At 40.0% G+C, this 18,146-nt stretch carries 26 protein-coding genes; all 26 read left to right on the forward strand.

Features of this window, described 5'->3' with window-relative positions; all coding sequences use genetic code 11:
• Positions 1–89: 89 nt before the first annotated feature.
• The 26 genes from J4N40_RS06745 to J4N40_RS06965 all read left to right on the forward strand — a co-directional run bounded on the left by J4N40_RS06745 (position 90) and on the right by J4N40_RS06965 (position 18,086).
• The gene (locus J4N40_RS06745; protein ID WP_053300079.1) at positions 90–410 is read left to right on the forward strand and encodes a hypothetical protein; all 321 of its coding nucleotides are present in this window, start codon (positions 90–92) and stop codon (positions 408–410) included.
• A 677-nt stretch (positions 411–1,087) separates the two neighbouring features.
• On the forward strand, positions 1,088–1,483 hold the full coding sequence (locus J4N40_RS06755) for a DUF3465 domain-containing protein (protein ID WP_115386085.1): 396 nt from the start codon (positions 1,088–1,090) through the stop codon (positions 1,481–1,483).
• Positions 1,484–2,192: 709 nt separating this feature from the next.
• Positions 2,193–3,014: a hypothetical protein gene (locus J4N40_RS06765; protein ID WP_250156733.1), complete on the forward strand. Its 822-nt coding sequence runs from the start codon at positions 2,193–2,195 to the stop codon at positions 3,012–3,014.
• Between the two features lie 69 nt (positions 3,015–3,083).
• Positions 3,084–3,581, forward strand: a complete 498-nt coding sequence (locus tag J4N40_RS06770) for a hypothetical protein (protein ID WP_115386084.1) — start codon at positions 3,084–3,086, stop codon at positions 3,579–3,581.
• A gap of 165 nt (positions 3,582–3,746) precedes the next feature.
• Positions 3,747–4,100: a DUF6404 family protein gene (locus tag J4N40_RS06780; protein WP_005377023.1), complete on the forward strand. Its 354-nt coding sequence runs from the start codon at positions 3,747–3,749 to the stop codon at positions 4,098–4,100.
• Positions 4,101–4,248: 148 nt separating this feature from the next.
• Complete coding sequence (locus J4N40_RS06790) at positions 4,249–4,647, forward strand: DUF6232 family protein (RefSeq protein ID WP_017821406.1); 399 nt, start codon at positions 4,249–4,251, stop codon at positions 4,645–4,647.
• A 146-nt stretch (positions 4,648–4,793) separates the two neighbouring features.
• Positions 4,794–5,339, forward strand: coding sequence for a GNAT family N-acetyltransferase (locus tag J4N40_RS06800; RefSeq protein ID WP_054579716.1), 546 nt, complete (start codon positions 4,794–4,796; stop codon positions 5,337–5,339).
• Positions 5,340–5,482: 143 nt separating this feature from the next.
• A complete protein-coding gene (locus J4N40_RS06810; RefSeq protein WP_053304460.1) occupies positions 5,483–6,154 on the forward strand; it encodes a DUF1643 domain-containing protein in 672 nt (223 codons plus the stop codon).
• Positions 6,155–6,300: 146 nt separating this feature from the next.
• The gene (locus J4N40_RS06820; RefSeq protein WP_031781294.1) at positions 6,301–6,648 is read left to right on the forward strand and encodes a hypothetical protein; all 348 of its coding nucleotides are present in this window, start codon (positions 6,301–6,303) and stop codon (positions 6,646–6,648) included.
• A 198-nt stretch (positions 6,649–6,846) separates the two neighbouring features.
• Entirely contained in the window at positions 6,847–7,125 is a 279-nt protein-coding gene (locus J4N40_RS06830) for a hypothetical protein (protein ID WP_017633714.1), read from the forward strand.
• Between the two features lie 698 nt (positions 7,126–7,823).
• Positions 7,824–8,306, forward strand: a complete 483-nt coding sequence (locus J4N40_RS06845) for a MazG-related protein (RefSeq protein ID WP_115386082.1) — start codon at positions 7,824–7,826, stop codon at positions 8,304–8,306.
• Between the two features lie 688 nt (positions 8,307–8,994).
• A complete protein-coding gene (locus tag J4N40_RS06855) occupies positions 8,995–9,228 on the forward strand; it encodes a hypothetical protein (protein WP_064354070.1) in 234 nt (77 codons plus the stop codon).
• 209 nt (positions 9,229–9,437) lie between these two features.
• Entirely contained in the window at positions 9,438–9,791 is a 354-nt protein-coding gene (locus J4N40_RS06860; RefSeq protein WP_031829440.1) for a hypothetical protein, read from the forward strand.
• A gap of 158 nt (positions 9,792–9,949) precedes the next feature.
• Positions 9,950–10,303, forward strand: coding sequence for a DUF6404 family protein (locus tag J4N40_RS06870; protein ID WP_005377023.1), 354 nt, complete (start codon positions 9,950–9,952; stop codon positions 10,301–10,303).
• 150 nt (positions 10,304–10,453) lie between these two features.
• On the forward strand, positions 10,454–11,053 hold the full coding sequence (locus tag J4N40_RS06880) for a hypothetical protein (RefSeq protein WP_115386077.1): 600 nt from the start codon (positions 10,454–10,456) through the stop codon (positions 11,051–11,053).
• Between the two features lie 140 nt (positions 11,054–11,193).
• Entirely contained in the window at positions 11,194–11,601 is a 408-nt protein-coding gene (locus tag J4N40_RS06885) for a hypothetical protein (RefSeq protein ID WP_021485184.1), read from the forward strand.
• 127 nt (positions 11,602–11,728) lie between these two features.
• Entirely contained in the window at positions 11,729–12,067 is a 339-nt protein-coding gene (locus J4N40_RS06895; RefSeq protein ID WP_115386076.1) for a hypothetical protein, read from the forward strand.
• A 719-nt stretch (positions 12,068–12,786) separates the two neighbouring features.
• The gene (locus tag J4N40_RS06905; RefSeq protein WP_122067406.1) at positions 12,787–13,299 is read left to right on the forward strand and encodes a hypothetical protein; all 513 of its coding nucleotides are present in this window, start codon (positions 12,787–12,789) and stop codon (positions 13,297–13,299) included.
• A 138-nt stretch (positions 13,300–13,437) separates the two neighbouring features.
• A complete protein-coding gene (locus J4N40_RS06910) occupies positions 13,438–13,914 on the forward strand; it encodes a GNAT family N-acetyltransferase (protein WP_064354101.1) in 477 nt (158 codons plus the stop codon).
• A gap of 128 nt (positions 13,915–14,042) precedes the next feature.
• Positions 14,043–14,498, forward strand: coding sequence for a GNAT family N-acetyltransferase (locus J4N40_RS06920; RefSeq protein WP_062730532.1), 456 nt, complete (start codon positions 14,043–14,045; stop codon positions 14,496–14,498).
• Positions 14,499–14,635: 137 nt separating this feature from the next.
• Entirely contained in the window at positions 14,636–15,397 is a 762-nt protein-coding gene (locus tag J4N40_RS06925) for a hypothetical protein (RefSeq protein ID WP_050907847.1), read from the forward strand.
• Positions 15,398–15,651: 254 nt separating this feature from the next.
• Positions 15,652–15,942, forward strand: a complete 291-nt coding sequence (locus J4N40_RS06930; protein ID WP_053306455.1) for a TM2 domain-containing protein — start codon at positions 15,652–15,654, stop codon at positions 15,940–15,942.
• Positions 15,943–16,139: 197 nt separating this feature from the next.
• Positions 16,140–16,466, forward strand: coding sequence for a YqfO family protein (locus tag J4N40_RS06940; protein WP_250654445.1), 327 nt, complete (start codon positions 16,140–16,142; stop codon positions 16,464–16,466).
• Positions 16,467–16,625: 159 nt separating this feature from the next.
• Positions 16,626–17,027 (forward strand): HIT family protein, encoded by a 402-nt coding sequence (locus J4N40_RS06950; protein WP_064354098.1) that lies wholly within the window; start codon positions 16,626–16,628, stop codon positions 17,025–17,027.
• A 156-nt stretch (positions 17,028–17,183) separates the two neighbouring features.
• Entirely contained in the window at positions 17,184–17,417 is a 234-nt protein-coding gene (locus J4N40_RS06960) for a hypothetical protein (RefSeq protein WP_115386075.1), read from the forward strand.
• Between the two features lie 192 nt (positions 17,418–17,609).
• Positions 17,610–18,086: a GNAT family N-acetyltransferase gene (locus J4N40_RS06965; protein ID WP_064354096.1), complete on the forward strand. Its 477-nt coding sequence runs from the start codon at positions 17,610–17,612 to the stop codon at positions 18,084–18,086.
• Positions 18,087–18,146 lie beyond the last annotated feature (60 nt).

The raw sequence follows: 18,146 nt of genomic DNA on the forward strand, positions 1-18,146 counted from the left end.
CGCTTGGCGCTTTCGCTTCGCTCAAGTATAGCCAAGCGTCGCTCACACCTTAATGCGGCGTTATGTGCCAGTCTTCGGAAAAAGTAAATATGCGGAAAAAGATAGACTTAGAACCTTTGAGACATGCCATTAGACAGAACAATATGATGGCAGTTTGGCGAGAAAGCACTATCAGTGAGTATGAGTCTCCTGACGAACATGCGAATAAAAAGGCGCTAGAATCAAAGCGTAAGTTTGAACAGATCATGTCATCTGCAAAAAATGACGGTACCAAAGAATACTTAACATGGGCGATCAATACTTCGTTAAACCTGAAGCTAACTCGGGGGCATAGCGCTCAGGCAATTGGTGGGAAGCATTGGCAGTCATGGGGTTCTAAGGTTAAGAAACGTAACAAGAAAAGCACATAACAAGCAATTTAAGAGGGATTCACAACGCTTGGCATTTTTGCTTCTACTTCAATTTTAGTGTTTATGGCACAATGCTTAGGTTTGGGGGAAGGCGTTGTTCACCCCTTAATTGGGCGTTATGTGCTTTGGTGTTCGTAACGTTTAGATGTGTATGCAAGTCATTTTAAATTAGTAAAAGGAATTACTATGTCCAAAAAGGAATCGGATAAAAGTACAGCACTTAAGTTGGGTTTGTTCATGGCTGGCTCGGTATTTGGTGCGGTCTTGTATATCTTTTTTGCATTTCCAGCATCTTGATTGTTCGGGTTACTAAATGTTGTCGGTTAGGCTCAAGCTACATGTAGGGATAGAATGTTAGTTGCCATCGTATACATCATTGTCACACTTCTTATGGTTAAAGTGCTTTTAAAGAAGAAAGTCTCTAAAAGTGTACTTTTTTACTTCGCTCTTGAACTCTATTTTGGTCCAGTTGCGGTCGCCTCTTATATCGATTAGCTGTTCTGAGAGTACAGTTGTTCAGGTTAAGCACGCACATAACAAACTGTTCAAGAGGGATTCGCAACGCGTGGCAATTTCACTATGCGTTGGTTTTAGTGTTTAAGGTGGTATGCGGCGACTTCGGCATTGCGTTGCTCACCCCTTAACAGGGCGTTATGTGAATTGGAGAAATTGAGTATATGAAGAAGTTCTTCGCAATATTTATAGCAGCTTTTTGCTTAGTTTCAGTTGGTGCTCTAGCGAATGACTACAAGCTCGGACAGGCGTTTGAAAATCATCAAAGTGACCTTCAAGTTCGAGGTTCAGGAACAGTAATTCGCCTATTGCCAGATGACAACAAAGGAAGTCGACATCAAAAATTCATACTCAAATTAGATAGTAAGCAAACTTTACTTGTTGCTCATAACATCGACTTAGCACCAAGAATTCCCAATCTAAAAGTCGGCGATCGAGTTCAGTTTTACGGTGAATATGAATGGAATAAAAAGGGTGGTGTAATGCACTGGACACACCACGATCCCAACAATAGGCACCCGCATGGTTGGTTAAAGCACAACAGTAAAAAGTACGAGTAAAAATTCACATAACAAAGCATTTAAGAGTGATTCCCAACGCTTGGCATTTTCAGCTCATGGTTTGGTTTCGTGTTTACGGTGGTATGGTTAAGGTTTGGTAGTAGCGTTGCTCACACCTTAATGCGGCGTTAGTACGGGTTTGGCATTAAATGTCATAAGTTTTGGTGTGTATCTGTTTTGGCGCTCGCCTTTACACCTTTCAGTTAGTGCCTTTCAAGTTCTTTCCGGTGGCACTATATACGGAGTGTTCGCTTTGATTTCACCGTTTACGGTTTCTAACTCTTAGCCTATTTCTTTGGAGCTTCTTCATTTTCGTGGTGGCTTTTGAGAGAACCTTGATTATTTTTGGTGTGGCTGTTGAAGTACGAGGAAATAATCCTTTTCTAATTTGAAGCCAGTTAAAGTAGGGCTGTTCAGTGCGTTTTTCTTCTAGCCAACTTTCGTCTTTCATCTGGGGTAAAGTTTTGTAGCTGCCCGTCTCACTTCAGTGTTCAAAGCCTTTCATATCATGCCACTTTTCAATATCTTGGAGCGCATAAATAGAAGTAGCGCATGTACTAACAAATTGCTTAAGAGTGATTCGTAACGCGTGGCATTTTTACTTTGCGGTGGCTTATGTGATTAAGGCGCTGTGCGGTAGCTTTTGTATTGCGTTACTCACACCTTAGCAAGGCGTTAGCTGTCCTATTTTAGAAAGGAGTACATAGTATTGGAAGAGTTGAGGTATTTGTCGAGAATATACTACCAAAACACAGTAAGCTTCTCTTACTTTGAAGCAAGAGGAATCCTGTATTTAATAGTCGCTTTGATTCTTTTTTTGTTAAGTGCGTATTTTCAAATTGCTTTAAGAATCGATTTATTGTCGATACTTCTAATGATCTTTGCTGGGTTATTGTTAGCGAAAGCCAGGAGGCGTTATGACAGAAACCTAATACGCCACTTATCTAACTTCACGCTTCTAAACAGTGATAACGTTGATCATCACAAAGCTGTATACCTCCAAACTTTAGTTTCTCACATTGGATCATCTTTATTTGATGCGATGAAAGATCTAAAGGAAATCAGAGAAATTGCTAAGAGTGAGCATGGGTTATCTAGTAGGTCAGAATGGTCTCGATTTTGTAACTTTATTTATAATCCTGATTCAAAGAATCGAATTCTAAGTTTGGTTATTTATCTTATTAGCTTAGTTGCCTTAATCGTAGTGCCTCGTTCTGATAATGACAGTGGATTTTATCACTTAATCAGCCATCTATCTTTTAGTGAAGCATGGGGATACTTGATGTTCGCTGCATTTTTCATTGTTCTTGGTTACGTTGTCTTAGTTTTACCTGTGATGTATTTATATAAATTCGGTGTTGTGCCTATGCTCTTAAAAACGTCTTCGGTAGATGCTCTCTCTAGGTTCTTTATATCGGAGCTTGCTAAATCGCGTACCTGGACAATCGAGTGCAACGGAGCAGCTAACAAACAGTTCAAGAGGGATTCAGCACGCATGGCATTTTTGTCATGCGTTAGGTTTAGTGATTAAGGCGTGATGCGGTAACGTCGGTGTTGCGTGCTTCACCCCTTAACTGGGCGTTATATTTTTTGAGGGGCTATGAAGAAACAATTAGCGTTAATTTTTTCATCAGCTACAACTATATTGAGTGCAGTCTGGTTGTGGAAAGAGGGCGGTTATGAACCAGCAATTGTTTTAATTGGTGGTGTTGGTGGTTTGATTCTTTCCTTGTACCCCACTAAGGATGAAAATTCTGATAAGTTTCCAGCCCCGACACATATAGAGCATGAAGTTTTAGATGAACTCTATATACACATCTTGCATGTTGAAGGAACTATTAATAAGAGTTTTCTTGATCGACGACTTTGGAATGAACTTCAAGACAACTTAGATCAACTAAAGCGTTTTTATCATAAAAATAAGATTAAGTTCCCTGATACATTAGATCAAAAGGTGCTTGAGGTTATTATGATTGGGCGGAACGTGATGAGTTCGGAAATTAATCAATCTATACCAACAGAGCTAGCAAGTGCTTATCGTAGTTCAAAAGACAATGTTATCGCTGAAATTCGGTTACTAAAAGGTATCGAGCACTAAAATATAACAAACTGTTTAAGAGTGATTCGCAACGCGTGGCATTTTTACTATGCGTTAGGTTTAGTGGTTAAGGTGGTATGCGGCGGCTTCGGTATTGCGTTGCTCACACCTTAACAGGGCGTTAGGTTTCTCCACGGGAAACATCGAATACAAGGATTTTGGGTCATGGATTATGAAACGAAGCTACAACTTGCGCACAAAGAATTAAGTGACAAAGGTGTTTGGAAGTCGAACTACAATCCCCCACTTGTAAAGTCGTTACGTAAACTAGGACTGTGTTTTCCACCGCCTTATTATCAAAGCTTCTTTGCAAACGTTATGCTTTGTGCGACTTTCTTTGCTCCTGTTTGGGGAGTATTTCAATGGTTTCTTGTGTGGAACGAGTTAGGTAAACCAGTTTTAGAAGCAGTTTTCATTTCGTTACTTACTGGCGCTTTGTTTGGCTTGGTTATGGCAACCTTCTATTACATTAGGCGTAAGCAATTAAATCTAACAGATTGGGGTTCACTGGGGGAATAAGCCCAAAACCTAACAAATTGTTCAAGAGTGATTCGGCACGCGTGGCATTTTTACTATGCGTTAAGTTCAGTGGTTAAGGCGGTATGCGGAAACCTCGGTATTGCGTGCCTCACACCTTAACAAGGCGTTATACGAATAGAGGGAAATTATGTACAAAAATACTGATTTTAACTTGGATTCAAAAGAGTTCAGGTTTAAGAAAGACTCATATCCTTTGTCTAAGATAAACAATGTTAGGGTTAAAAAGTTAAGTTTTCTTGATAATTTAGGTCAAGTTTTATTCTGGGTGTGTGTGTTTTCAGGGGCAGTTTGGTTAGTTATTCCAAGGTTGGAAGAGGTGCCACAATGGCTACTAGTTTTAGTTCTTAGTCTGACGGTTGTAGGTTTGGTTTTTGCTCTTTTTCGTTGTTCTAAATATGCACTTCAAGTCGAGTTTCGCCACATAGATGAAACGGGCGTTCAATGGGTTAATGTAGCTAAGTCATACTCAAAGTCAGATTGTGAGTTATTTGAACAGCAAGTGTCGGCACTGAAAAAATTCGTATAACAAATTGTTCAAGAGTGATTCGGCACGCGTGGCATTTTTACCATGCGTTGGTTTTAGTGGTTAAGGTGTTATGCGGAACCTTCGGTATTGCGTGCCTCACACCTTAACAAGGCGTTATGCGTAATTGATGGAGTACCGAGAATTAGATGGAAGTAGTAGAAGCGGAGAAATCGGATTTAGATTCATTCTTTGTGTATCTAGAAAATCAGCTGTCTGAAAATGGCAATGGAGAAGTTCCTCTTTTCCAGCCAATGTCCAGAGAGCAAAGTGAAATTCCTGAAACAACAAAAGATAAGTTTATCCAAGGCTTTTCTCATCAGTTTGGCGACTTAGGTTGGAGAAAACTTTGGGTTGTAAAAGACACCTCTGGAAATATCAAAGGTCATGTTGATCTTCGCCACCACAGTGATGGAAGCCGTTCTCACAGGGTTCTATTAGGTATGGGCGTAGATGTTTCTTGCCGGAAGCAAGGTCTTGGTCAAAGACTCATTGATGCTGTTATAAATTTCTGCCAAGAAAAAGCTGAAATTGACTGGCTTGATCTTTGTGTATTATCAGAGAATTTCCCAGCAAAGAACCTCTACCTAAAGGCAGGGTTCAATGTTGTTGGAGAGTTCAAAGATCAATATAGAATCGACGGTTTGTCAGTCTCGGAAACAGCAATGACAAAGTACGTCAAAAATTACGCATAACAAACTGTTCAAGAGTGATTCGCAACGCGTGGCATTTTCACTATGCGTTGCGTTTGGTGTTTAAGGTGGTATGCGGGAGCTTCGGTATTGCGTTGCTCACACCTTAACAGGGCGTTATGTGTTTTCGAATAATTGGAGTTTTAATGGGATTTATTTATGCAAAAGAATTAAAAACGAAATTCTCTGTTTATGGTCACTTTTACGATCTAAAAATCAAAAATGAAACTTTCAAGTGTAGAAGTGTTTTAGAAATTGTATCCAAATCAGTTGGAGATATAGCCAGTTCAAAGCCTTGTACCTTAGTTGTTATGATGAACCCTGGTTCATCTAAACCATTAAGTGCTGATTACGTTCCGAAAACGTATTCTATTGATCAAATAATGTCTAATTCTTGGGAAAAGGAAATAGTCTCTACGCGACCAGACAATGCTCAATATCAAATTATGCGCCTTATGTTGCTAAATGAATGGAAGCATGTACGAGTTATAAACTTATCTGATTTGCGAAATGGAAACAGTGGCAAATTTTCTACTGAATTTCAAAAAGCTAAAACATTAGATAACTCTAATCCTCATAGCTTGACACATAAAGATAGACGTTGTGAGCTGAAGCAATATTGTTCAGAGAGCAAAACTGTAATTGTGGCTTGGGGCTCAACTGCTGTACTTAGAGAATCGGCTAAAACTTTTCTTAAACAAGTACCAAATGTGAAAGGGTTACCACTTGAAAGCCCTTGGTTTAGATACCCTAGTCCATATAATAAACAGCAAAAGCTTGATTGGCTTGAATCTATGAACGCGGAATTAAACACATAACAAACAATTTAAGAGTGATTCAGCACGCTTGGCATTTTGGGTTTGGGTTGAGTTTAGTGTTTACGGTGGTCAAATTAAGTGTCGTAGTCGCGTGCTTCACACCTTAATTGGGCGTTATGCGCTCGCAGAAATGGAGATAATCAATCATGGAAGATTTAGCTAATTCGTTAAGAAGTTCTGGCCTAAAAGTCAAAATTAAAAAAGGAAAAATTGCAGTTCGGCTTGACGGGCTTTCAAATCCGGTTTCGATAATAAAAGATATACCTGATGATGAGTATAAAGTGAAAACTAATGATTCGATTCTATCGATAATTGCCTGTCTTTTGCTATTTATTGGTCTGTCAGGTATTTATGAGTTTAGTGGTAATGCTTTGATAAATATTGCACTTATCTCCGTTTCTATATTGTCTTTTGTTACAGTGTTACTTACAGAGTTTAAGCTGACTAAATTACGCGCTACTGTAGTTGCGTTCAATCGTGGAGAACGCGCATAACAAATTGTTCAAGAGTGATTCGGCACGCGTGGCATTTTTACTATGCGTTGGTTTTAGTGGTTAATGTGGTATGCGGAGACTTAGGTATTGCGTGCCTCACACCTTAACAGGGCGTTAGGCGACATGAGACAAACGATAGACTAGTGGGTAGTATCTTGGCGTGAATCTAGCTTCAGTTAACAGAAAAGGAGTGGATTAATGAATGGTAAAGCATTTGATAATTGGCAAAAATCTCGAAAGAAAGGATGTTTAAATTGGCTTTTTAGAACCACTTTCGTCACAGCCATTTTGTACATGATTTTTAATGTTACTTTCCTTTACCCATCTTCTAATGCGGCAAGCATTACGATTTTCTTATCGGATAATGCTCTTAATTACTCAATTTACACGATCGGGATGTTTTTCACATTTTGGGCTATCTGGTTATACAACGAATCTTCGTATGAGAAAGAAGTTAAACGTAGAAATGTCGCCTAACAAACTGTTCAAGAGGGATTCGCAACGCGTGGCATTTTCACTACACGTTGGTTTTAGTGTTTAAGGTGGTATGCGGCGGCTTTTGTATTGCGTTGCTCACCCCTTAACAGGGCGTTAGTACGGGTTTGACATCAAAGGTCATAAGTTTTGGTGTTTATCTGTTTTGGCGCTCGTATTTGCACCTTTCAGTTAGTGCCTTTAACAATCTTTCCGGTGGCACTATATGCGGAGTGTTCGCTTTGATTTCACCGTTTACGGGTTCTAACTCTTAGCCTATTTCTTTGGTGCTTTTTCTCTTTCGTGGTTTTACTAAGCCAGAATTGTCTTTCTTTGGTGTTGCCGTCGAAGTGCGAGGAATGAATCCTTTTCTAATTTGACGCCAGTAAAAGTAGGGGAGTTGAGCGCGTTTTTCTTCTAGCCAACTTACGTTTTGAAGTTGGTTTCCAGTTTTGTAGTTGTCCGTTTGGTTCCAGCGTTTTAATTCATGAATTTCGTGCTATATTTCAACATCTTGGCTTGTTTAAAGGGCTTCAAGGGCAGCGTACTAACAAACAATTCAAGAGGGATTCGTAACGCGTGGCATTTTTGGTATGCGTTAATTTTAGTGATTAAGGTGGTTTGCGGTGGCATTGGTGTTGCGTTACTCACCCCTTAATTGGGCGTTATGGCGCAAGGCAAAATTCAGCTAAGGGAACTAGATGAGTGATAAAGTTAAAGTAGCCTTGCAGTGGCTCAAAGAGATCTTGGATGCAGAGGTTGTGGAGTATCAAATAGTAGGTGGATTAGCGGCAACTATTCATGGTGGAAGTCGGGAAATCGCAGATATAGATCTTTATATTCGAAACTCAGACGCAGACAAAGTTCTATCGCATGTAGCAAAATACATATCCAAACCGTTAACTCATTATGCCGAATATGGTTGGGATCTAGAGTATTTCCAATTGGTTTACCAAAATCAAAAAATTGAAATCGGTTTGTCTGAACATACTAAGATACAATCACATCAAGATGGCTCTTGGCACCAGCTTGAAATTTACTTCTCAGAATCAGTTATTAAAGATTATCAAGGTATCGAGTTGCCAGTTATCCCAGTTTATCGTTTAGTCGAGTACAAGCGGATATTGGGCAGGGAAGTAGACCAAATTGACATACAGGAGCTAACGTTGAGTGGAGCGCCATAACAAACAATTTAAGAGTGATTCAGCACGCGTGACATTTTTACTATGCGTTAGTTTTAGTGATTAAGGCGGTATGCGGTAGCATCGGTATTGCGTGCTTCACACCTTAATTGGGCGTTAGGCGACGGGCAGGAAAGTTCTTTGTTCTCATCTTCTTAGTTCTCTTTGAGCATTCGTTTTTCTGAGTCGGCAATTTGGTATTGTCGGTTCAAATTCTTGAACCTCTCCAACCGTAAAACATGCCAAGGTTCGTGGGTTGCCTCATTGTTTTATGGGGCTGGTTGGCGATGAGTGTCACTGGCTCAAAGTGTGGCAAGGGCAAGTCAATTGAGGCTTTCGAATTTGCTGTTAGTTTGCAGCTTTGGGCTTTTCGGGTTCAAAACCTACTTTGTTGCTGAAGGTCTGCATTTCGTGGTTGTTGAAACCTTGGCTGAAACATAGTGGCTTTTATGGTTCTTGAATCACAAAAAGTCAGTGGGTGTTTGGTTGCTTATTTTGTTTCGGGTAATCTGCTTTCAAACAACCTTAAACATCGGTGGGAAGCTTCGCCTAACAAGGCGTTTAAGGCGGATTCACAACGCTTGGCGATTTCAGTTCCAATCAGGTTAGGTGTTCAAGGTACAATGGTTTAAGTTTGGTGGTTAGCGTTGTTCACCACTTAACGCGGCGTTAGTATTCAGGAGGAAAATTAGTGCTTCATCAGATAGACAAATATCAGTGTTCTTCTTGTAACATTAAATCTAAACATATTACCGTATTGATTAGGAACCCAAGTCCTTTTGCTGGTGTAAAACATCAAAAGCGTAAAGAGTTTATTGCTGGATTAATCAAAGGTTGGGCAGTTGGTCCATTTTTAGCTTCTATGGATGAGTTTTCTCGGCATACGATCTGTCAAAACTGTGGGATCAAAACGATAGAGAACTGATAAGTAAGACTTCTTTCTAAGTTAGGTGTAACAGGTTGGGTCTGAATACTAACAAACTGTTCAAGAGTGATTCGCAACGCATGGCATTTTCATCATGCGTTAGTTTAAGTGATTAAAGTGGTATGCTGCGGCATCGGTATTATGTTGCTCACACCTTAACAGGGCGTTAGGGCTTATCGGAACTATTAGCAGTAGAGTGAGAAATAAATATGACTGATATTCTGTCATCAATTAGTACAGCGTTGTCTTTGACATCAAGGCTTCGCGAAATAAGTAAAAGCATAGAAGATGCAGAGTTTAAAAACTTATTGGCTGATTTGAGCTTAGAGTTAGCTGATGCGAAATTGAAAATCGCTGACCTTACATCCGAAAATGCAGAGTTAAGGGAGCAAATTTCCGAGTTAACGAGTGCTACAGGTGAACTTTGCCCAAAATGTAATAAGCGCACCTACGAATTAATCTCATCTGCTCCGGATGAAGTTTTTGGGGACTTAGGTGCGGTAAAAAGAGTTTATAAGTGCTCTGGTTGTCAGTTCTCTGAATCAAAAGTAGTTTCGCCCTAACAAACTGTTTAAGAGTGATTCGCAACGCGTGGCATTTTCACTATGCGTTGCATTTAGTGTTTAAGGTGGTATGCGGGAGCTTAGGCATTGCGTTGCTCACACCTTAACAGGGCGTTAGGTTTCTCCACGGGAAACATCGAATACAAGGATTTTGGGTCATGGATTATGAAACGAAGCTACAACTTGCGCACAAAGAATTAAGTGACAAAGGTGTTTGGAAGTCGAACTACAATCCCCCACTTGTAAAGTCGTTACGTAAACTAGGACTGTGTTTTCCACCGCCTTATTATCAAAGCTTCTTTGCAAACGTTATGCTTTGTGCGACTTTCTTTGCTCCTGTTTGGGGAGTATTTCAATGGTTTCTTGTGTGGAACGAGTTAGGTAAACCAGTTTTAGAAGCAGTTTTCATTTCGTTACTTACTGGCGCTTTGTTTGGCTTGGTTATGGCAACCTTCTATTACATTAGGCGTAAGCAATTAAATCTAACAGATTGGGGTTCACTGGGGGAATAAGCCCAAAACCTAACAAATTGTTCAAGAGTGATTCGGCACGCGTGGCATTTTTACTATGCGTCAAGTTTAATGGTTAAGGTGGTATGCGGAGGCTTCAGTATTGCATGCCTCACACCTTAACAAGGCGTTAGCACTACTAGGAAAGGTTGTATGGACTGGAAATATATAAAATTAATTTCGGCAGTGGTTATTCTCGTTCTTGTTTCTGCGCTTAGCTTCGTAGTTGGTGTCAGTTTTGGCGTATCTTATAATCAAGAAACTTTAACGAATGTATTGATCCCAGCATTGAGTGCGTTTGGTGGTTGGGTTGCTGGGCTTGGAGCATTAGCTGCCGTTTTTACTTCTCTTTGGCTTGCCGAGCAACAAAGGAAAAGTAATGGTGAAAGTCTAAAATGTGTATTTGATGTTTTCGTTTTTCAAGGGGAGCCAGATAATGCCTTGGCTGTAAATGTCACCAGTAATGGCAATAAACCGAGTAACATCAATTCCATTACCATATATTCGTCCGAAGCTAAGGTTGCAATGGGTATTCAGCAGTTTGCGCCTTTCAGTTCGCCATTACCTAGTTTCTTGCCATATGGGCAGCAAGCTGTGTTTAAGCTGTCATCAGATTTTAAGCTCCATGTTAATGACTATGTAAAAAATCATTGTGCAGGCTCATATGACAATTTGTTTTTGTCAGTAAATACGACTACAAGTTCGTTTAAGGTTAAGTTTGGGGATTCAGTTGTTAAGTACCTCAAAAAGTAGTGCTAACAAAGCGTTTAAGGCAGATTCGCAACGCGTGGCATTCTCAGTTCAAATTGAGTATTGTGTTTAAGGTGCAATGGTTTAGGTTAGGTGGTAGCGTTGCTCACTACTTAACGCGGAGTTATAACTCAGGAGGAAGAGTGGAAAATTTCCCGATAGAAAAGCTCAAATTTACAAGTGCAAAGATTTCTGGCGTCGATGGTGACGTTTCACTTGAGATAGGAATAGAGCCGTTTGAACTTAGTCTAGACGACTATTCTGAGAAAATAGAAACTGTAATTAGCCTAAACGGTATAAATTTACCTACAGAGCTTAATGAACTTGCTGGTAGAACATTTACTTTCCCTGTAAACCCAGATGACGGGTATATTGATGGGTCAGTTTACTTCTTTGCTGCTCATAGTCCTGTTGATATAACTGAAATTAAATTTGGCGAATCGACAAATGGAAAGTTACCTATGACACTTGAATCATCATGGGTACTGGAATTTGAGCTAACAGGGTTTAAAAACTTACATACAACAATCCACACGTATCTGAAGTTATAACAAACTGTTTAAGAGTGATTCGCAACGCGTGGCATTTTTACTATGCGTTGATTTTAGTGGTTAAGGTGGTATGCGGCAGCTCCGGTATTGCGTTGCTCACACCTTAACAGGGCGTTAGGTATTCAGGATGAAATCAAATATTACAGTGAAATTTGCATGTTTAGATTGCAGGAAAGTGTTTAAAAAGCACAAGTACGATCAATCAAAAACTGGTGAATGGACAGAGGTAAAATACGAAGTCGTTTGTCCCCAGTGTAACGGTAAAACCTTCGAAACAGGTTCTGCGTTTAAAGCGCCTAAGATAAGTGATATAAAAGCTTGGGAAAAACTACGGCCATTATTTGAAAGTGGTTATAAGTTTAATCCAAATTTTGGTAATCCATTTACACAAGCTGGAGCGGTCGCGAACCACAAGACAGTAGCAGTATCAAAGAAACCTGCGAGAAAGCGGGCTAAGAATACCTAACAAAGCGTTTAAGACAGATTCCCAACGCATGGCATTTTTCATTCCATCGTTGGGTTTTGTGTTTAAGGTGGTATGGTTAAGTTTAGTGGTGGCGTTGCTCACTACTTAACGCGGCGTTAGTACGGGTTTGACATCAAAGGTCATAAGTTTTGATGTTTACCTGTTTTGGCGCTCGCCTTTACACCTTTCAGTTTGTACCTTTCACGTTCTATCCGGTGGCACTATATGCGGAGTGCTTGCTTTTATTTCACCGTTTACGGCTTCTAACTCTTAGTCTATTTCTTTGGCGCTTCTTCATTTTCGTGGTGGCTTTTGAGAGAACCTTGATTACTTTTGGTGTGGCTGTTGAAGTACGAGGACCGAATCCTTTTCTAATTTGAATCCAGTAAAAGTAGGGGAGTTCAGTACGTTTTTCTTCTGGCCAACTCACGTCTCTTAACCGAGTTTAAGTTTTGTAGTTGCCCGTCTCACTTCAGTGTTCAAAGTCTTTCATATCATACAAATTTTCAATATCTTGGAGTGCACAAATAGAAGTGGCGCATGTACTAACAAATTGCTTAAGAGTGATTCGTAACGCGTGGCATTTTTACTTTGCGGTGGCTTATGGTGATTAAGGCGCTGTGCGGTAGCTTTTGTATTGCGTTACTCACACCTTAGCAAGGCGTTAGCTATTTATAGGAATTGTCACTTTTTAATCTTTATCCACTATAGGAGTTGTTGTGATAGATAAAACTGAGCTAGTTGATTGTTACAAGAGTGTTTTATTAACGCTAATTGATAGCAGAATTGATGAATTAAAATTTTACGTAAGCCAGAAGGCTTTTTCCCATATGACTATATCTGTAGCCTTTTGGCACTATGACATGCATTGGAATATATGGAATAAGGATGGGCTGGATTTTGTCCAACACAATCAAGTCTCACATGGTGAGTTTATTATTCTCTCTGATTTTGAAAGAGGTAATAAGAATGTATCTAAACTTCGAGATATCATGGAAAGTTGGGAGGAGGAGGAGCTTTCAGGCGATGAAGATGAAGATATTAAACTACTGATTAGGATTGCGCACGAATCACTTGCTTTGGCGATAGAAAGTGATGAAATTAAGCCATTGTTTCTAGACATCTTAAAAGAAAACCCTTCTTTTGAAGAAGCCTCTTTCAATTCTATGGTTCGTATAGAAGATGAAGAAGGTGTGTTTGACGTTAACTTTCTTGATTTCTTGAAAAAATAGCTAACAAACTGTTTAAGAGTGATTCGCAACGCGTGGCATTTTTACTATGCGTTGGTTTAGGTGTTTAAGGTGGTATGCGGCGGCATCGGTATTGCGTTGCTCACACCTTAACAGGGCGTTATACGATTAAGGAGTAAAATGAAGCCTGATTTACACGGAAGTAGGGTTGTATTGAGGTCAATTCAAATGGAAGATTCTGATGACTTGTTTGAAATTTATGGTGATGTTCAAACAATGGAATTTGCCTCAGATCCGGTTTTTCCATCGAAAGATTTGATATTTCAGATGCTAGAAAGCGTCGTCCAATTAGAAAAGTCGGGTGAATCGCTGGAATGGGCAGTTTTAGAGCAATCGACCAACAAAGTTATTGGAACTTGCGGTTTACATAGTTTTAGTGATTGTGGTCGTTCATGTGAGGTTGGATGCTTACTTAATTCAGCATATTGGCGACAAGGCTATATGTTGGAAGCTCTCAGTTTATTATTTTCTCACGCAAAATCTGTGGGCATTGAAAAATTGTATGCAGACATTGATGAAGGTAACTTTCGGTCTAAAGCTCTGTTTGAAAAATTAGGTTTCAAAGTCCAAAAAGGTCTGTTTCAGCGCTCGTTGTGAGAAATCGTATAACAAATTGTTCAAGAGTGATTCGGCACGCGTGGCATTTTTACTATGCGTTGGTTTTAGTGATTAAGGTGGTATGCGGCAGCTTCGGTATTGCGTGCCTCACACCTTAACAAGGCGTTATGAGGCATATGGATATTCAACTAATACAAGTAGAAAGTGATGAGTTCGAAAGTCTGTTTACTGTTGTTAAACAAGGACTTTATTCGCATGTTGATGCCGTCTTTGGGTGGTGTGATGAGTTTCAGGTCAATCGTTTAAAAAACGATTATGAGCCGCTTTGGTTTCACTGGGTTTACCTCAATAACACGCAAGTCGGCATGCTATGCTTCAAGCCTTACGACAATGCACTTCATGTACATTTACTCATTGTGTTTCCTGAATTTCAAAATCAGAAACTGGGTGAAAGGGTCATGAACATGATTCACAAAATGGCGCGTGAGCAAGGGCGTAGTTACGTAACCTTATCAAGTTTTACTAGAAACGAGCCTGCGGTAAGGTTTTACAAATCCCTTGGCTATCAGGTGGCTGAAAGCGATGAAAACTTCCTTTCTTTGTCGCTTCAAGTTGCCTCATAACAAACAATTCAAGAGCGATTCGCAACGCATGGCATTTTTAGTTCAAATCAACTTTAGTGTTTACGGTGCAATCGGTTAAGTTAAGTGGTGGCGTTGCTCACGCCTTAATTGGGCGTTATAACGCTTAAGGAGAAACAGTGGAAATTGTTAAGGCATATAAGGAGAAAGTTTCTTCTCTTACCAACGAAGAAGCTGCTTATCTAATTGGTTTCATTTCATTTTTAGCTATGCCATTGATTAACTATTTTGCTCCATTTCCAAGCTATTGGGTCTTCCTTGGTTTTGTTTTGTCGGGAGCAATAATATGGCTCAATGGGATAGCTAAGCAGGCTAGTTCATTGCTTTTTGTAAAAGCCTTTTGGGGTGTAGTCATTATTGCAGGCACTGCACTCAATTTAGGGCTAGCATCGACAAATGTAAATTCAATCCTCGAAGTTCCTAGCAGTCCTTTTGCTTATACTATTACCGTTGCGTCCGTACTGCTTATCCCAATCACACTCTCAATTATCGGGTTATTTTTGGCATTACCACTAGTGCCAATAGCAATGTTTAGTTCAGTATCACAATTAGATGACTTTGCTCCTAAAAAACTTTTAACTCTGAGCTTTCTTAAAAATTTTGGGCGGAAGTCACCAGTTTTGCTCTTTGGACGTATAGTTGCTTGTATATGCTTATTGTCAACTTGCATTGCGTTCAACAAAGACACTTCATGGTACTTGGATGTTGTTGATGAAAAGATTAAATGGTTTGCATATCACCTCGAAACAGAGGAGTTTAGTTACTGTAAGCTTGGTGAAAATGAAAGAGTTGCTTATTTACCGAATGGAAAAGTAGTTATCGCAAGTAAGTCATTAGATTCATACAATTTTCGTGTTAGTTTGTGCGAATCAGCGTTATAACAAAGCATTCAAGAGGGATTCACAACGCTTGGCAGTTTTGGTTTGAATTGGCTTTAGTGTTTACGGTGCAATGGTTTAGGTCGGGTGGCTTGCGTTGTTCACCCCTTAATGCGGCGTTAACTGGCACTTTGTAGCCATCTGTCTCATCCCATTCTTTTTATTCAAGTATTCTTGATGTGAATCATGGTGCTATGTGCTCTTTTGAATATTATCAGCAATCAATATGTAAAGCATTTTAAGAATGGAGAGAAAAAATGTTTTGTAGTGGTTGTGGAAAAGAGATTCACGAAACGGCTAGAGCTTGCCCTAGTTGCGGAGCTCAACAAAAGGGTGTCCAAGGCGAAAAAAGTAGAATTGCAGCAGCACTTTTAGCGTTCTTTCTCGGTGGGTTCGGGGCACATAAGTTCTATCTAGGTAAGATTGGTCAAGGTATTCTGTACTTAGTATTTTGTTGGACGTTGATCCCTGCAATCATCGCTTTTATCGAGTTTATTATTTACCTCTGTGAATCAGATGAGAAGTTTGAAACAAGATATCAAAACTAACGAATCAAGTTAGTGTTTGCGAGCCAACTTAACTTTCGCATAGGTCGTTAGGTTAGCCAGTTAACAATCTGTTTAAGAGTGATTCGCAACGCGTGGCATTTTTGCTATGCGTTGCGTTTTTGCGTTTAAGGTGGTTTGCGGCGGCTTCGGCATTGCGTTGCTCACACCTTAACAGGGCGTTATGTTTTTTGGGAAAAATGATGGAATTCAAGCTAGAAATCTATACACCTGAAACAGAAGTTGTAGCTATCCGTGATGCACTTAACTCAGTTGGTGCAGGTGTTGTGGGTGACTATGACAGTGTTATTTCTATCGTAAAAATTTCAGGGTTCTGGAGACCAACTGAAGGCTCGGAACCTGTTACTGGCAAAAAGGGTGAAATTAACTTTGGTGAAGAGGTCAGAATTGACGTTAGATGCCAAGAGCCTTTAGTTCAAGCTCCACTTGATGCTATTCGAACAATTCACCCTTACGAAGAACCAGTGATCAACATTTTACCTCTATACAACCATAAGTTTGTCTAGCGACGTCAGCACAAACATAACAAACTGTTCAAGAGGGATTCGCAACGCGTGGCATTTTCACTATGCGTTGGTTTAAGTGATTAAGGTGGTGTGCGGCGGCTTCAGTATTGCGTTGCTCACCCCTTAACAGGGCGTTAGCATACTTTGATAGGAGTTCAGATGTCTACGATAGTCGAACAAATTGTTAATCGTGAAATTGACTCGGTCATCGTGTACGAATCTGACCAAGTTATAGCTTTTGCAGATCATGATCCAATCAACTTTGGGCATATTTTAATTTGTCCTAAGACTCAATACCGTACATTCATTGACCTGCCTGAGTCTGTGTTTTTTGAGATCACCGACGTTGCAAGAGATTTATATAAACGTATAGAAGCTAAGTTCAATCCCGATGGTATCGGCTTTATGCAAAACAATGGAGAAGCACCTCATTTCAACGAGCTCGATCACTACCATTTGCATATTTTCCCTAGGTTTCATGGAGACCAGTACGGTTGGGTTAGTAGTGAACTTGGAATTCAAACTATGGATAAACTAAGAGAATCACTTAAAGGTCTATGAGCATTGAAAAAGTATGCTAACAAATTGTTCAAGAGTGATTCGGCACGCGTGGCATTTTTACTATGCGTTGGTTTTGGTGGTTAAGGTGTTATGCGGAAGCATCGGTATTGCGTGCCTCACACCTTAACAAGGCGTTAGTATTCAGGAGGAAAATTAGTGCTTCATCAGATAGACAAATATCAGTGTTCTGCTTGCAACATTAAATCCAAACATATCACCGTATTGATTAGGAGCCCTAGTCCTTTTGCTGGTGTAAAACATCAAAAGTGTAAAGAGTTTATAGCAGGGTTAATCAAAGGTTGGGCAGTTGGCCCATTTTTAGCTTCTATGGATGAGTTTTCTCGACATACGATCTGTGAAAACTGTGGTATCAAGACGGTAGAGAACTGATAAGTAAGACTTCTTTCTAAGTTCGGTGTAACAGGTTGGGTCTGAATACTAACAAACTGTTCAAGAGTGATTCGCAACGCGTGGCATTTTCGTCATGCGTTGATGTAAGTGATTAAGGTGGTATGCGGCGGCATCGGTATTGCGTTGCTCACACCTTAACAGGGCGTTAGGTGCTTGAAGGAAAAGGTAAGTATGGAAATTACTTTTCGGCAGATAAACATTGATGATTTCGAATTATGCGTTGCTGCAAGAAAAGATGCATACTTTTGTAGTTTTGGGCATTACGATGGTTTCGATGACTTCATCAGTGGTTATCGTGAACGAGTATTAGACCGGGTAGCAACATCAGGATGGTTCTATATCCATATATTTGTGGATGGTCAGTTTGCAGGGCAGTTAGAGTTTCGTAGCTTTTCACCCGAGCCGGGGACTGGCTATGTACATCTCATTTACTTAAAGCCGAATTTTCGTGGTTCAGGACTCGCTGCAAAATTGCAGGATTATATTGTAAGCACTTTGAGTAAAGCGGGTTGTTTGCGTGCTGTACTTTCAGTAAGCCGAACTAACCATCGAGCTCTTACATTCTATAAGCGTCATGGTTGGGAGTTCGTGCGCAAGAATCCCAAGCACGATGAAACAGACTTTTACCAACTTTGGCTACGCACCTAACAAACTGTTCAAGAGGGATTCGCAACGCGTGGCATTTTCACTATGCGTTGATTTTAGTGA

It is taken from the genome of Vibrio sp. SCSIO 43097 (genome assembly GCF_023650755.1).
GTDB classification, from domain to species: Bacteria; Pseudomonadota; Gammaproteobacteria; order Enterobacterales; family Vibrionaceae; genus Vibrio; species Vibrio alginolyticus.